Annotated in this window: 9 protein-coding genes; 5 read left to right on the top strand and 4 right to left on the bottom strand. The window is 66.8% G+C overall.

Going from position 1 to position 13,283, the window contains the following annotated elements; all coding sequences use genetic code 11:
• The first annotated feature begins 165 nt into the window (after positions 1-165).
• Together DFR24_RS12845 and mdeB are read left to right on the top strand one after the other, a co-directional pair.
• The gene (locus DFR24_RS12845; protein ID WP_133881811.1) at positions 166-561 is read left to right on the top strand and encodes a nuclear transport factor 2 family protein; all 396 of its coding nucleotides are present in this window, start codon (positions 166-168) and stop codon (positions 559-561) included.
• Complete coding sequence (gene mdeB, locus DFR24_RS12840; protein WP_133881810.1) at positions 558-3,245, top strand: alpha-ketoglutarate dehydrogenase; 2,688 nt, start codon at positions 558-560, stop codon at positions 3,243-3,245. The genes DFR24_RS12845 and mdeB overlap by 4 nt, the downstream gene beginning before the upstream one ends.
• Before the next feature lie 144 nt (positions 3,246-3,389).
• Here mdeB and DFR24_RS12835 read toward each other — a convergent pair whose 3' ends face one another.
• From DFR24_RS12835 to DFR24_RS12820, 4 genes are all read right to left on the bottom strand, one after another.
• Complete coding sequence (locus tag DFR24_RS12835) at positions 3,390-3,938, bottom strand: c-type cytochrome (RefSeq protein WP_133881809.1); 549 nt, start codon at positions 3,936-3,938, stop codon at positions 3,390-3,392.
• Positions 3,939-4,021: 83 nt separating this feature from the next.
• Complete coding sequence (locus tag DFR24_RS12830) at positions 4,022-4,471, bottom strand: DMT family transporter (RefSeq protein ID WP_210772356.1); 450 nt, start codon at positions 4,469-4,471, stop codon at positions 4,022-4,024.
• 88 nt (positions 4,472-4,559) lie between these two features.
• Positions 4,560-6,200: a flotillin family protein gene (locus tag DFR24_RS12825; protein ID WP_133881807.1), complete on the bottom strand. Its 1,641-nt coding sequence runs from the start codon at positions 6,198-6,200 to the stop codon at positions 4,560-4,562.
• The gene (locus DFR24_RS12820; protein WP_133881806.1) at positions 6,197-6,940 is read right to left on the bottom strand and encodes an OB-fold-containig protein; all 744 of its coding nucleotides are present in this window, start codon (positions 6,938-6,940) and stop codon (positions 6,197-6,199) included. Before DFR24_RS12820 ends, DFR24_RS12825 begins: the two co-directional genes overlap by 4 nt.
• Positions 6,941-7,322: 382 nt before the next feature.
• Between DFR24_RS12820 and DFR24_RS12815 the strand changes: the two genes are divergently transcribed.
• The 3 genes from DFR24_RS12815 (at position 7,323) to glgC (ending at position 13,265) form a co-directional block, all read left to right on the top strand.
• Positions 7,323-8,459, top strand: coding sequence for an aromatic ring-hydroxylating oxygenase subunit alpha (locus DFR24_RS12815; RefSeq protein WP_162851193.1), 1,137 nt, complete (start codon positions 7,323-7,325; stop codon positions 8,457-8,459).
• A gap of 129 nt (positions 8,460-8,588) precedes the next feature.
• Entirely contained in the window at positions 8,589-11,525 is a 2,937-nt protein-coding gene (locus tag DFR24_RS12810) for a DUF748 domain-containing protein (RefSeq protein ID WP_133881804.1), read from the top strand.
• A gap of 444 nt (positions 11,526-11,969) precedes the next feature.
• Positions 11,970-13,265 (top strand): glucose-1-phosphate adenylyltransferase, encoded by a 1,296-nt coding sequence (glgC, locus tag DFR24_RS12805; RefSeq protein ID WP_246051649.1) that lies wholly within the window; start codon positions 11,970-11,972, stop codon positions 13,263-13,265.
• Positions 13,266-13,283 lie beyond the last annotated feature (18 nt).

The raw sequence follows: 13,283 nt of genomic DNA, 5'->3' as shown, positions 1-13,283 counted from the left end.
CCAACCCCATCCCCTCTCCCACATGGAGAGGGACGCCCATCGCGCAGCGATGGGCAGGGTGAGGGAGAGTCTGAAGTTGCCGTCGCGAAGCCCGTCCATCATCCCGGCGGTTGCGCCGCCGACCCTCTCCCCGTGGGAGAGGGTGAACCGAACAGGAATCCACCGATGACCACGCCCATCGAAGCCGCTCGCCAGGCCTGCGAAACCCTCTGCAAAGCCTACGGTCCTCACGCTGACGCCGGCGAAGCCGATGCGCTGGCGAACCTCTACACGCCGGACGGCCTGTTCGATCGTCTCGGCCAGCCCATCGTCGGCCGTGACGCCATCCGCCAGGTCATCGCGGGTCGCCCATCCGGTGTCTGGACCAAGCACGTGTGCAGCAACGTGCGCATCGAGATCGCGCCCGACGGCCGCACGGCGACGGGTCGTGTCGATCTCGACATGGAGCGCGGCCAGCAGGGCGTGGAGAAGGTCGACAGGATTCGTGCGGAATACTTCGACCAGTTCGTGCTCACCGACGAAGGCTGGCGCTTCGCCGTGCGCAAGGTGGTCATGCGATGAAAGCCGATGCCGCGCCGGCGCGCGATCGCCTCGTGCCCGCCGACAGCGATCCGCTTGAGACGCGCGAGTGGCTCGACTCGCTGGACGCGGTGCTGCAGAACACCGGCAGCGAGCGTGCGCAGTTCCTGCTCCAGAAGCTGGAAGAGCGGCTGCGCAACAGCGACAGCGTCGTGCTCGCGCAGCCGTATTCGGCGTATCGGAACACCGTCTCGCTGGATAGGCAGGGCGCTTATCCGGGTGATCTCGCCATCGAGGAACGCATCACGGCGATCCTGCGCTGGAACGCGCTGGCGATGGTCATGCGCGCCAACGCCGCGTACGGCGATCTGGGGGGACACGTCGCGAGTTACGCGTCGGCGGCGGAGATCTTCGAGGCCGGTTTCCAGCACTTCTTCCACGCACGCAGCGAGTCGCACGGTGGCGATCTCGTCTACTTCCAGCCGCACTCCGCGCCGGGCGTCTACGCACGTGCGTTTCTCGAAGGACGATTGAGCGAAGAGCAGCTCGCGCACTATCGGCAGGAAGTGAAGGGCGGGGGACTCTGCTCCTATCCGCACCCCTGGCTGATGCCGGACTTCTGGCAGGTGCCGACCGGCTCGATGGGCCTCGGACCGATCAGCGCGGTCTACCAGGCGCGCTTCTTCCGCTACCTGCGCGACCGCAAGCTCGTCGAGACCGACGGCCGTCACGTCTGGGGCGTGTTCGGTGACGGCGAGATGGACGAGCCGGAATCCATCGCCGGGCTCACGCTGGCGGCGCGCGAGAAGCTCGACAACCTCACGTTCATCATCAACTGCAACCTGCAGCGCCTCGATGGTCCGGTGCGCGGCAACGGCCAGATCATCCAGGAGCTGGAGGCGCTGTTCACCGGCGCGGGCTGGAACGTGATCAAGGTGCTGTGGGGCTCGGACTGGGACGCGCTGTTCGCGCGCGACACCGAGCACACGCTGCTGCGCATCTTCGCTGAGACGCCGGACGGCGAGTACCAGACGCTGGGTGCGAAGGACGGCGCGTACAACCTCGCCAATTTCTTCCAGCAGGATCCGGCGCTGGCCAAGCTCGTGGCCCACATGTCGGACGCCGAGATCGACGGACTCAAGCGTGGCGGCCATGACCTGCGCAAGCTGCACGCGGCGTTCGCGGCGGCCAAGGCGCACAAGGGCCGGCCGACGGTGATCCTGGCCAAGACCAAGAAGGGTTACGGCATGGGCAGCGCAGGCGAATCGCGCATGACCGCGCATCAGTCCAAGAAGCTCGACGTCGAGGGATTGAAAGGATTTCGCGATCGCTTCCGGCTGCCGCTGTCCGACGAGGACGTGGCCGCGCTGAAGTTCTATCGCCCGGCCGAGGACAGCATCGAGGCGCGATATCTGCGGCAGCGTCGCGAAGCGCTCGGCGGTTTCCTGCCGATACGCCGGCGTGACGCGGAGCCGGTCACGGTGCCGCCCATCGCCAGGCACGCGGAGTTCGCGCTGCGCGCCGAGGGCAAGGAGATGTCGACGACGATGGCCGCGGTGCGCATCCTCGGCAATCTGCTGAAGGACAAGGCGCTCGGGCCGCGGCTGGTGCCCATCGTCGCCGACGAGGCGCGCACGTTCGGCATGGCCAACCTGTTCCGCCAGGTCGGCATCTACTCGCCGGCGGGACAGTTGTACGAACCCGAGGACGCCGGTTCGATGCTGTCGTACCGCGAGGCCGTGGACGGGCAGTTGCTCGAAGAAGGCATCACCGAGGCGGGTGCACTCGCCTCGTGGACGGCCGCGGCGACGTCGTACAGCGTCAACGGTATGACGATGCTGCCGTTCTACATCTACTACTCGATGTTCGGCTTCCAGCGCGTCGGCGACCTGATCTGGGCGGCGGCCGACCAACGTGCGCGCGGCTTCCTGCTCGGCGCGACAGCGGGCCGCACGACGCTCGGCGGCGAAGGCCTGCAGCACCAGGACGGCAGCAGTCATCTGGTCGCGGCGACGGTTCCGAACTGCCGTGCCTACGATCCGGCCTTCGCCGGCGAGCTGGCCGTGATCCTCGATCACGGCGCACGCGACATGATGGAGCGGCAGGTCGACGCGTTCTATTACGTCACCGTGATGAACGAGAACTACGCGCAGCCTTCGCTGCCGGAGGGCGTGGAGAGCGACGTCATCAAGGGCCTGTACCGCTTCGGCGGCCATGCGCCCGCGAAGGCCAAAGCCAGCGTGCGGCTGCTCGGTTCCGGCACGATCCTGCGCGAGGTCATCGCCGCGGCCGAACTGCTGGCGCAGGATTGGAACATCGGCTCCGACATCTACAGCGCCACCAGTTTCAGCGAACTCGCGCGCGATGCGGCCGAGACCCAGCGCTGGAATCGCCTGCATCCGGAGCAGGATCGTCGCCGCAGCCACGTCGGGCAGCAGCTCTCCGGAATCGCGCTGACGGTGGCTGCCACCGATTACGTGCGTGCCTATCCGCAACTGATCGCGCCGTACGTCGAGGGCCGGTTCATCGCCCTCGGCACCGACGGATTCGGACGCAGCGACACGCGCGCGGCCTTGCGCCGCTTCTTCGAGGTGGACCGGCACAGCATCGTCATCGCCACGCTCGACGCGCTGGCCGAGGACGGAAAGCTGAAGCGTTCCGTCGTCGCCGAGGCGATCCGCCGCTACGAGATCGGCGTGCAGGCGGCGGCGCCGTGGACGGTGTGAGTCGTCGGTGTGCGGGTGACGAAATGAAGGGCCTGACGCACCGGTAGCCCGGATGCAACCCGGAGCGTTCCGGTCGACGATGAGAAAAAGCCCCGGGTTTCACCCCGGCTGCGCTGGAGAACGGACTCTGTCCGACCCGCGAACTCACCGCGGCGGCAGCGCATACCGCGCCTCGTGCACGGCATCGATCGTGTCCTCGGCCCGCCGTGCCTCTTCAACCAGCTTCGCGTCGATCGGCACATACCCGGGCAGCGGTGCATTGAGATGCTCCGCGATGTACCGGATCACCGCGACGATCTGTCCGTTGTCGAGCCGCGGCCGGAACCTCGGCATCATTCCGAAGTAGAACTTTCCGTTCACCGTGAGGCCGCCGTACGGACCGTAGATGATCGCGTGCGCGACGTAGCGCTGGCCCTGGCGCAGGCTCATCCATTCCGACATGCCGGTCAGCGGCGGAAAGCTGTTGAAGTTGTCGGTGTGGCTGCTGCCGCTGCCGTCCGGCATGTGGCATACCGCGCAGCGCTCGAGGTAGATGCGGCGGCCGTCGCGCTCGGTGTAGGGACTGCGCTGGGCGAAGCAGGTGGACGGCAGCGTTCCCGCAAGAATGACGAGCGCGGCGAACCCCAGCTTGGGCGACGCGATAGTGCGTCGACGGTGACCCGGTGAGCGGCTCGGAAATTCGGAGGGGTGCATCGGAATGGGGCAGGAAAAGCGGCGCCTCCTGCCCGACGCAATTACCCTGCCTTTGCAGCGTGTGTTTGTGCGGGCGGTGCCGCTCAGCTCCGCCGTACCACCAGGAAGACGCCAGCCGCCATCAGCACCAGGCCGACCGCGCGCTGCATGGTCAGGCTGTGCTGGATGGCGCCGAACAATCCGACCTGGTCGATGACGGTCATCGCGAGCAACTGGCCGAGCAGCGCGAACGAGATCGCGTTGCCGACCCCGAAGCGCGGGGCGACCCAGGTGACGCTCAGCACGTACATCAGCACGAACAGGCCGGCGAAGTAGAAGTACCAGGGCGCCGACACGCGTAGCGACAGGCCGGCCAGGCCGCGGGTCGACAACAGGAACACCAGCGAGAAGCAGGCGCCGACGAACAGCATGATGCTGGCCGCCAGCGCGGGGTTCTGCATCCGCGCGCCGAGGCCGCCGTTCAGCGCGCCCATGACGGGGATGCCGAGTCCCGCGACGAGCATCACGGCGGCGTAGATGACGGTCTGGTTCATCGAATCCATTGACTGGCGAGTGGCCGGCCACGACGCGTGGCAGGCGCCTGTTCGCCAGATCCGGCGAACAGTAGACGGCGGACCGGGATCAACTATGCCCGGCGTGGGATTCGGCGGCCATGTCCGGACGCAAGGATCCCAGATTGAGGCCGCTGGGGCTGAGCTTGCCGTCGGCACCGATCAGGCCGACATCCCGCAGCGCGGCTTCGACGATCGGCGACTGCATGCGGTATTGCTGCACGGCGTCCAGCAGCTGGTGCGCGAAGCCTGTGCCCGCCACCGGCGCCACGCCGGGTGCGCCGCCACCGTTGATGCCCGGCGTCATGCCCGAGAAGTGGACGACCTTGAAGTCCGACATCTTCTCCAGCGGCTTCATCTGGGCCTGCAGGATTTCCGGCAGGTTCTCGATGATGGCCAGCGCGCGTCGCAGTGCGATCTGGGCTTCGGAGAGCGAGTTCTCGGCGGCGTTGATGGCGGTCTTGCCCTCGGCCTCGGCCAGCGCGCGTGCCTTGATGCCGCGTGCCTCCAGTTCGGCGGCATCGGCCGAGGCGCGCGCCTCGGTCAGGACGGCCTGGGCGCGGTCGTCGGCGGCTTCGCGTTCGGCCTTGGCCGTGACGCGTACTTTCACCGCGTCCTGCTCGGCGGCCTGGTTGGAGGCGATGACCGCGATCTGCTTGGTGCGCTCGGCGCGCGCGACCTCGGTTGCGGTGACGACTTCTTCCTCTGAGCGTGCGGCCTTCGCGCGGGCCTGGTTGGCCTCGGCCTCTGCATTCGACTGCTCCTGGCTCTTGTTGGCGATGGCGATACGGCGCAGCTGTTCCGAAAGCTCGATCGCCTGCTTGCGCGCGATCTGGGCCTGCTCGACGGCGCGTTCGGACTGGATCTCCGCTTCCTTGGCGGCCTGCGCCTGAGCGGCCTTGTTCGAAGCGATGCGCGCATTCTGCTCGGCCGTCATGGTGGCGATCTGTTCGCTTTGCTCGAGCTTGGCCTTTTCTTCGGTCTGGCGAATCGTCAGCGTGCGCTGCGCCGCCTGCAGATTGCGCTCCTGGATCGCGACTTCGGTTTCCTGCGAGATGTCGTTGCGTTCGCGGCGGCGCGATTCGGTCTGGCGCGTGATCGAGGTCAGGCCTTCGGCGTCGATGACGTTGTCGGCCTTGAAGAACTTCACGTCGGTCTGGTTGAGCGTCGTGATCGACACGGCTTCGAGTTCGAGGCCGTTCTTCTTCAGATCTTCGCCGACAGCATTGAGAACGGCCTGGCGGAACTGGTCGCGCTGGTCGAGCAGTTCGGGCAGTGTCATGCTCATCGCCACCGCACGCAGCGCGTCGTCGAACTTCGACTCGATGAGCTTCTTGATCTCGAGCGGATCGAGCGTGCGACGTCCCAGCGAACTGGCGGCCGTGGCGATGCCGTCATGCGTGCGCGCCACGCGCGTGAAGAATGCGACGCTCACGTCGACACGCAGGCGATCCTTGGTGATCAGCGAATTGTCGCCGTCGCGGCCGATGTCGAGCCGCATGGTGTTCATGTTGACCGGCGTGATCTCGTGAATGATCGGAATCTGGAAGCAGCCGCCTTCCATCGTCACATACACCTTGCTGCCGCCGGTGCGCACGATCGCGCGCTCGGGCGTGGCGCGGCGCCACAACCGCGACAGCACGAGGCCGAGCATGGCGAACAGGACGACACCCAGACCCGCAGCCGCAACGGTGAAATAAAGCGGGCTCATGGCAAGCGCTCCTGGCGTAGGGCCGACCGGTTCGCCGCTCGGCTTTCGATTTCGGACTTCCCGCTCGAGATCGAAGTGGGGAGAGTCGATTCTGCGATCTCGTCGATCGAGGTGGCGAGGTACAGGCCGCCCTCGGGCGTGATGTCCGTCACAAGGATTTCGCTGTGTACAGGCAGCACGACGCCGGGCGCAGCGGGCTTCACGCGGATGTAGTGCTCGCGACCCGAGGACAAGTCCTTTACCAGCGCCTCACCGGGTGCATCCCAGCGGCAGGGGCCGATCGTCACGCGACCGATCAGCCCGACGAACGCGGTTTCGCGGGTGGCATCGCCTTCTTCCGAAGGCATCAGTCGCGAGATGGGCAGCACGATCTTGTGCGTGCCATACACCGCGGTGGCGACGGCCGGGATCGAGGCCAGCCAGCCCGGCAGCAATCCGCCCGACACCGAGAAGGCGAGGGACTGGATGCCCAGGCCCGCGAGTGCGAACAATCCGGTGAGCGCCGAAAGGATGACGATCAGCGGTACCTTGCCCCAGTGCAGGTACCCGAGCGCGTCGGACGCCAAGCCATGTGAATCGACATCGGCGCCATGCCCTTGATCGAATTCGCCGAAGTGGGAGATGCCGATGCCGGCCACCAGCACGCCGACGATCTCGAGTGCGAGCAGCAGCAGCAGGAACACCGCGCTGATCGAGAACGGCAGATTCGGTGCGGCGGTCAGGAAGCTGAGCAGGTCCATCAGCCTGGCCCGCCGTGGAGGCGCGGGACGCTGGTCCTTCGCAAGAGCGCGGTTGCCGCGAGGCGCATCGTCGCAACCCCTTGTACGAGTGCCCGGCCGGGCGTTCGATATCTTCGGATGCCGCGGGTTCGAGTGTAGCAGCGGTCAACGCCGCGCTTCGCGTGCAGGTTGGCAGGGCCGATCCGTCGTCCGCGGCTCGCAGGCCCGCCGGAATTCGCTGCCCCTCCCATGCAACACAGGGGGCGCACCGATTCCACCGATCACCCCTGCGTTGTAGCCTTCCAGCAGCGATCCCGGAGCGAGCGGTCACATGCCAGACGAGGGAGCGGGTCCATCCGCTGACAGCCATCGGCCGCGACGCGGGGCCGAGGAAAGTCCGACCTTGCGCGCGCTCGCGGAGCAGCTCTCGGACAACGTCAGGCGGGGTGTCCGCAAGCAGGGCGAACAGGTCGTGCAGGTCCCGGCGTCGCGCTATCTCGACCCGGACTGGTTCGCCCGCGAGCGCCAGCATCTGTTCGGCGAGCGGCCGCTGTGTCTGGGTCATGCGTCGGAGGTCGCCGAACCGGGATCGGTGATGCGCTTCGACGCCACCGGCATTCCGCTGCTGATCGTGCGCGACGCGCAGGGACAACTGCAGGGCCTGGTGAACGTCTGCCGGCACCGCGGCATGCGCCTGGTCGAGGAACGCAGCTGCTCGGCGCGGCGCACGCTGTCCTGCCCGTATCACGGCTGGACCTACGAGCTCGACGGGCGCTTGCGCAACATCCCGCTGGCCGAGGCCTTCGAGGGTGTCGACCGTACGGATTTCGACCTGCTGAAATTCCCGGTGGCCGAGCGCGGCGGACTGATCTGGGGGATTCCGAAGGCCGGCGCGAGCTTCGACGCCGATGCCTGGCTCGGTCCGCTGGTCGACGATCTCGCCTGGTTCGGGATACCGGATTCGGTGCTGTTCCGCCGATTCGAAAGCGAGCGTGCGTGCAACTGGAAGCTGGTGATCGAGGCCTTCATCGAGGTCTATCACATCCGCGTGCTGCACCGGGATTCGATCTATCCGTTCTTTCACGACGCGCAATCGAACTGGCACGTCTACAACGGCCACGAGCGGATGATCGTGGCGCGCCGCGGCAGCGAGAGCGAGCCCGCATGGTCCGACGATCCGCGCGAGGTTCGCGACCGCTGGACCTACAGCCACCTGCTGTTCCCGAACATGATCGTCGTCGTGCACCCCGACTACGTGAGCTGCCTGTCGCTGTGGCCGCTGGCGCCGAACCGCACGCGCTGGTCGCACGCGATGCTGATCCCGCGCGCCAAGAGCACGCCGGACTGGACGCCGCATTGGGAGAAGACGATGGGGCTGCTGGAGCAGACGGTGTTCCAGAAGGAAGACCTCTACGCGGCCGAAGGCATCCAGGAAGGGCTGTCGAGCGGGGCGAACGACGTCGTGACGTTCGGGAAGCTCGAGTTCCTGCTCGGGGAGTTCCACCGGAATATTGCGGCGGCGGTTGAACGCAAATCGTAGCCCGGGTAAAGCCCGGGGCCCCTCGTATAGGGAGCGCAACCCGGGGTTCCCCCGGGCCAAGGTTTGACGCATGCGGGGAGCCGCTGCGAGAGTCGCGCCCGTCCTCCACCGCCCCCTTACGAAGCGCGAATGTCTCGAGCCTGGATCCGTTCGCGTCGCCTCTGGATCACGTTGTCGGTGGTCGTGTTCCTGGCGCTGGCCTACACGTTGTTCGGCTTCTACGGCGTGCCGCGCCTGGCCGATCACCTGATCCGCGCGCAGGTCGCCAAGCTCGGCCACAAGCTTGAACTCGGCCCGATCCATTTCCACCCGTTCCGCTTCGAGGCGCAGATCGAAGGCCTGCACCTGAGCGAGGCCGACGGCGCGCCGCTGCTCGGCTTCGCGAAGCTCGACGTGGACCTGGAGCTGTGGGATTCGATCCGGGAGCGCGGCGCGGTGCTCGGCTATCTGCGGCTCGCGGCGCCCGATGTGTCGGTCGTCGTCGGATCCGACGGCAAGGTGAACCTGTCGCGGCTCGTGCCGCCGTCGACCGAGCCGCAGCCCGAGAAGAAGGAAGCGTCGGCGATTCCGCGTATCCGCATCGGCGAGTTCGTCGTCAGCGAGGGTCGCATCGGCGTCGAGGACCGCAGCCGTCCGCGTCCGTTCTCCACCGAGCTGCGACCGCTCGCGTTCAATCTGCGTGATTTCCGCACCGAGCTGGATCACGCGAACCTCTACGAATTCAGCGGCGCGGTGAGCACCGGCGAGCGCATCGGCTGGAGCGGCGAGTTCACGGTGCAGCCGCTGGGTTCGCGCGGGCATTTCTCGATCGAGAACGTGCAGGCCTCGACGATCACGGCCTACCTGCAGGACGGACTGCCGATCCGCCTGGTGTCCGGCGTCGCGGAAACGGCTGGCGATTACCAGTTGCGGCTCGACCCTGCGCTCGACATCGAGGTCAGCCTGCCGCGGCTGCTCGTACGCGATGCGGGCCTGGCCGAGTACGGAACCAAGGGCGCTGCCGCCAGCGTGTCGGCGAGCGAGATCGCGCTGTCGGACATCCAGGTGTTGCTGTCGAAGCAGGAAGCGCGCGTCGGCGGCGTTGACCTGCGCGGTGTGCGCGCGAAGCTGCGGCGCGAGGCGGACGGCAGCATCAATCTGGCGAAGCTGGTCGCGCCGGCGAAGCCGGGCGAGGCCAGCAAGAAGAAGCCGAAGCCGGACGAAGCGGACAAGAAGAAGCCGGGGCCCGACGCTGCGCCCGCGTGGCGCGCGATGGTCGGCGGTGTGCGCATCCATGCCGCGCGGATCGATGCCGAGGATCGGGGCGTGCAGCCGCCGGTACGCGTCACCCTGTCGCCGATCGACATCCAGGTCGGCGCGCTCACCAGTGAGCTGTCCGACCCGCTCGCGCTGAAGGCGGGGCTGGGCATCGGCAAGAACGGCCGGCTCGACGCGAGCGGCACGCTGCAGCTCGATCCGCTGTCCGCGAAGGTCAAGCTCGACGCCAAGGGTCTCGACCTGTCGATGCTGCAGCCCTACCTCGCGCCGCATACCGGCGTGGACCTGAAGTCGGCTCTGCTGGGCGTGGGCGGCACGGTGGACTGGGCGCAGTCGCCGGCGAAGCTCGAATTCGAAGGGGACGCGCTGCTGGCGAATCTTGCGTTGCGCGATCGTGCGCAGAAGCGGGATCTTCTGGGCTTCGAAACGCTGAAGGTCGCCGGCATCGCCTATTCGCTGCAGAAGAACCGGCTGGGTATCCAGCGCGTGGACCTGGTCGCGCCGACGGCGCGCGTCGAGATCTCGCCCGAGCGCGAACTCAACGTGACGCGCGCACTGGCGGCGCCGGGCGCCCCGAAGAAAGCAGCCCACGACGCGGTGCCGGCTGCGAGTGCATCGGACACGGCGAAGAAGAAGGACGCCGAGCCTGCGCTGGCGGTGCAGCTCAAGACGCTGCACATCGATCGCGGCATGCTGGATTTCGCCGATCGCTCGATCGATCCGCAGTTCGCCGCCGCCATCCAGAAGCTCGAAGGCCGTATCGACGGCCTGTCGACCGATCCCGACGCCAGCGCGAAGGTCGATCTCAAGGGGCAGGTCGACGCGTTCTCGCCGGTGCTGATCAAGGGCGAGCTGAATCCGTTCGCCTACGACCGCGACACGACGCTGGCGCTCAGCTTCCGCAACATGGACCTGATCCGCTTCAATCCGTACTCCGGTCGCTTCGCCGGTTACAACATCGTCAAGGGCAAGCTGACGACGGAGCTGAAATACCGCATCGAGAAGCGCGCATTGCAGGCCGAGCATCACGTCATCGTCGATCAGCTCGAGTTCGGTGACGCGACCGGTTCGAAGGATGCCGTCCCGCTGCCGGTGAAGCTCGCTGTTGCGCTGCTCAAGGACCGGCACGGCACGATCGATCTCGAACTTCCGGTGAGCGGCGATCTGGACGACCCGACGTTCCGCGTGGGTCCGCTGGTCTGGAAGGTGCTCGTCAACCTGATGAGCAAGGCCGTCACGGCGCCGTTCGCGGCGCTCGGAAGGCTGTTCGGCGGCAGCGAGGAGGAGTTGCAGTTCGTGACGTTCGAGCCCGGGCAGTCGGCGCTCGACGCCGAGCAGAAGGGCCAGCTCGAAAAGCTCGCCAAAGCGCTGGTCGAGCGGCCGCAGCTCAAGCTCGACGTGCCCTATGCGCTGGCCGACGACGTGGACGGCAACGCGCTGGCGCAGGCGGCATTGCGCACGGCGCTGGTGACGGAGAAGCCACCGAAGGACGATGACGATCGTCTGGATGCGCTGGTCGCGCTGCACAAGGAGCGGCTGAAAGCAGACGTCGAGTTTCCGGACGACAAGGGCGTCGACAAGGCGGCGCGCACGACGGCACGCATCGCATTTGTCGAAAGCGCGTTGCTGCGGAGCCTGAAGCCTGACGCGCCGGCGATGGAGACGCTGGCGGCCGAACGCGCGCGCGCGGTGCAGACGGTGCTGCTCGCGCAACCGGAGCTGGCGCCCGAGCGGGTGTTCCTGACGTCGCGCGCCGGGGGGACCAAGGACAACGGTGGCCGGGTGCGGATGGAGTTGAAGCTGCAGTAGGCGCGGATCTATTTTTCCACGGATTTCGCGGATGAACGCGAAAAAACAGGCGAACGCGAAGGCGCAAAGGAAAAAGAAAGGCGCAAAGGATTTCCATTGATCCTTTGCGCCTTTCTTTGCTGTTCTCTGCGTCCTTTGCGCTCGCCTGTTTTTGACCCGCTCGACGCCGGCATCCAGCTTTACCCGCGTTCATCCGCGAAATCCGTGGCCAAAAAGCTCAGCGGCACCCCGCAAGCCCACTCCAATCGGTGAAGAACTTCTTTGCGCGCGACGTCGTAGGCATTCGCCGCGGCATCCAACTTGCTGCACGGGCTGCGCCGTATCCGGATTCGATGAGCGCGCATCATCGCCCCTCGCGAGCCGTTTATGATGTCCTTCCGCCGCTCGCGGGGCGCGAAGAAAAAGAATGCCGCGACCGCGCGCGGCACCACGCGAGGAGTCATCGTGGAACCCACCGCAGATGCCTGGGCCGAGGTGCCCGCCGAGACACGCAACATCAGCCGCCTCACGCGCGAGACGCTGGCGCTGATCCTGGCGGGTGGTCGCGGCTCGCGTCTCTCCGCGCTGACCGACTGGCGCGCCAAGCCGGCCGTGCCGTTCGGCGGCAAGTTCCGCATCATCGATTTCACGATGTCGAACTGCATCAACTCGGGCGTGCGTCGCGTCGGCGTGCTCACGCAGTACAAGTCACATTCGCTGATCCGTCACATCCAGCAGGGCTGGGGATTCCTGCGCGCCGAGTTCAACGAGTTCGTGGAGTTGCTGCCGGCGCAGCAGCGCATCAGCGAGACCGCGTGGTACGCGGGAACCGCCGACGCGATCTACCAGAACGTGGACATCATCCGGCACCACGCGCCCAAGTACGTGCTGGTGCTGGCGGGCGATCACATCTACAAGATGGATTACGGCCCGATGATCGCGGCGCACGTGGCCAAGGGCGCCGACGTGACGGTGGGGTGCATCGAGGTGCCGCTGTCGCAGGCCCGCAGCTTCGGCGTCATGAAGATCGACGAGGCTGCGCGCATCGTGAGCTTCCTGGAAAAACCGTCGCGACCGGAGCCGATGCTGGGCCGTGCCGACGTCGCGCTGGCGTCGATGGGCATCTACGTGTTCAGCACGCAGTACCTGATGCGCGAACTGGCGCGCGACGCCACGCGATCGGACTCGAGCCACGACTTCGGCAAGGACCTGATCCCCGGCGCGATCGGCCGCAGCGAAGTGTTCGCCTATCCGTTCCGCGACGTGCAGGGCATGGAACAGGGCTACTGGCGCGACGTCGGCACCGTCGATGCGTACTGGGAGGCCAATATGGAACTCATCCGTGTGGCGCCGCCGCTGAATCTGTACGACCGCGACTGGCCGATCTGGACCTACCAGGAGCAGTTGCCGCCGGCCAAGTTCGTCTTCGACGATCCGGACAAGCGCGGCCTGGCGATCAACTCGATGGTCTCCGGCGGCTGCATCGTGTCCGGCGCCGAGGTGCGCAATTCGCTGCTGTTCTCCAACGTGCGCGTGCACAACTACGCACGGGTCGACGACTCGGTGGTGCTGCCCAACGTGCACATCGGGCAGCGTGCGCGCATTCGCCGGGCGGTGATCGACAAGGGCTGCATCATCCCGGACGACGCCGTCATCGGTCATGACCGCGAGGAAGACGCCAAGCGCTTCCACATCAGCCGCAACGGCGTCGTGCTGGTGACGCCCGACATGCTCGGGCAGCCGCTGCATACCGGCGAATGAGCGGAACAAGAACAAGAG

Source organism: Panacagrimonas perspica, from assembly GCF_004364935.1.
Classification (GTDB): Bacteria; Pseudomonadota; Gammaproteobacteria; order Nevskiales; family Nevskiaceae; genus Panacagrimonas; species Panacagrimonas perspica.
This window is presented reverse-complemented; position numbering and strand designations above follow the sequence as displayed.

What these genes read in the sequence shown, in the direction of transcription:
- DFR24_RS12845 (WP_133881811.1), top strand. Translation starts at nt 166, where the DNA reads ATGACCACGCCCATCGAAGCCGCTCGCCAGGCCTGCGAAACCCTCTGC.
- mdeB (WP_133881810.1), top strand. Translation starts at nt 558, where the DNA reads ATGAAAGCCGATGCCGCGCCGGCGCGCGATCGCCTCGTGCCCGCCGAC.
- DFR24_RS12835 (WP_133881809.1), bottom strand. Translation starts at nt 3,938, where the DNA reads ATGCACCCCTCCGAATTTCCGAGCCGCTCACCGGGTCACCGTCGACGC.
- DFR24_RS12830 (WP_210772356.1), bottom strand. Translation starts at nt 4,471, where the DNA reads ATGAACCAGACCGTCATCTACGCCGCCGTGATGCTCGTCGCGGGACTC.
- DFR24_RS12825 (WP_133881807.1), bottom strand. Translation starts at nt 6,200, where the DNA reads ATGAGCCCGCTTTATTTCACCGTTGCGGCTGCGGGTCTGGGTGTCGTC.
- DFR24_RS12820 (WP_133881806.1), bottom strand. Translation starts at nt 6,940, where the DNA reads ATGGACCTGCTCAGCTTCCTGACCGCCGCACCGAATCTGCCGTTCTCG.
- DFR24_RS12810 (WP_133881804.1), top strand. Translation starts at nt 8,589, where the DNA reads ATGTCTCGAGCCTGGATCCGTTCGCGTCGCCTCTGGATCACGTTGTCG.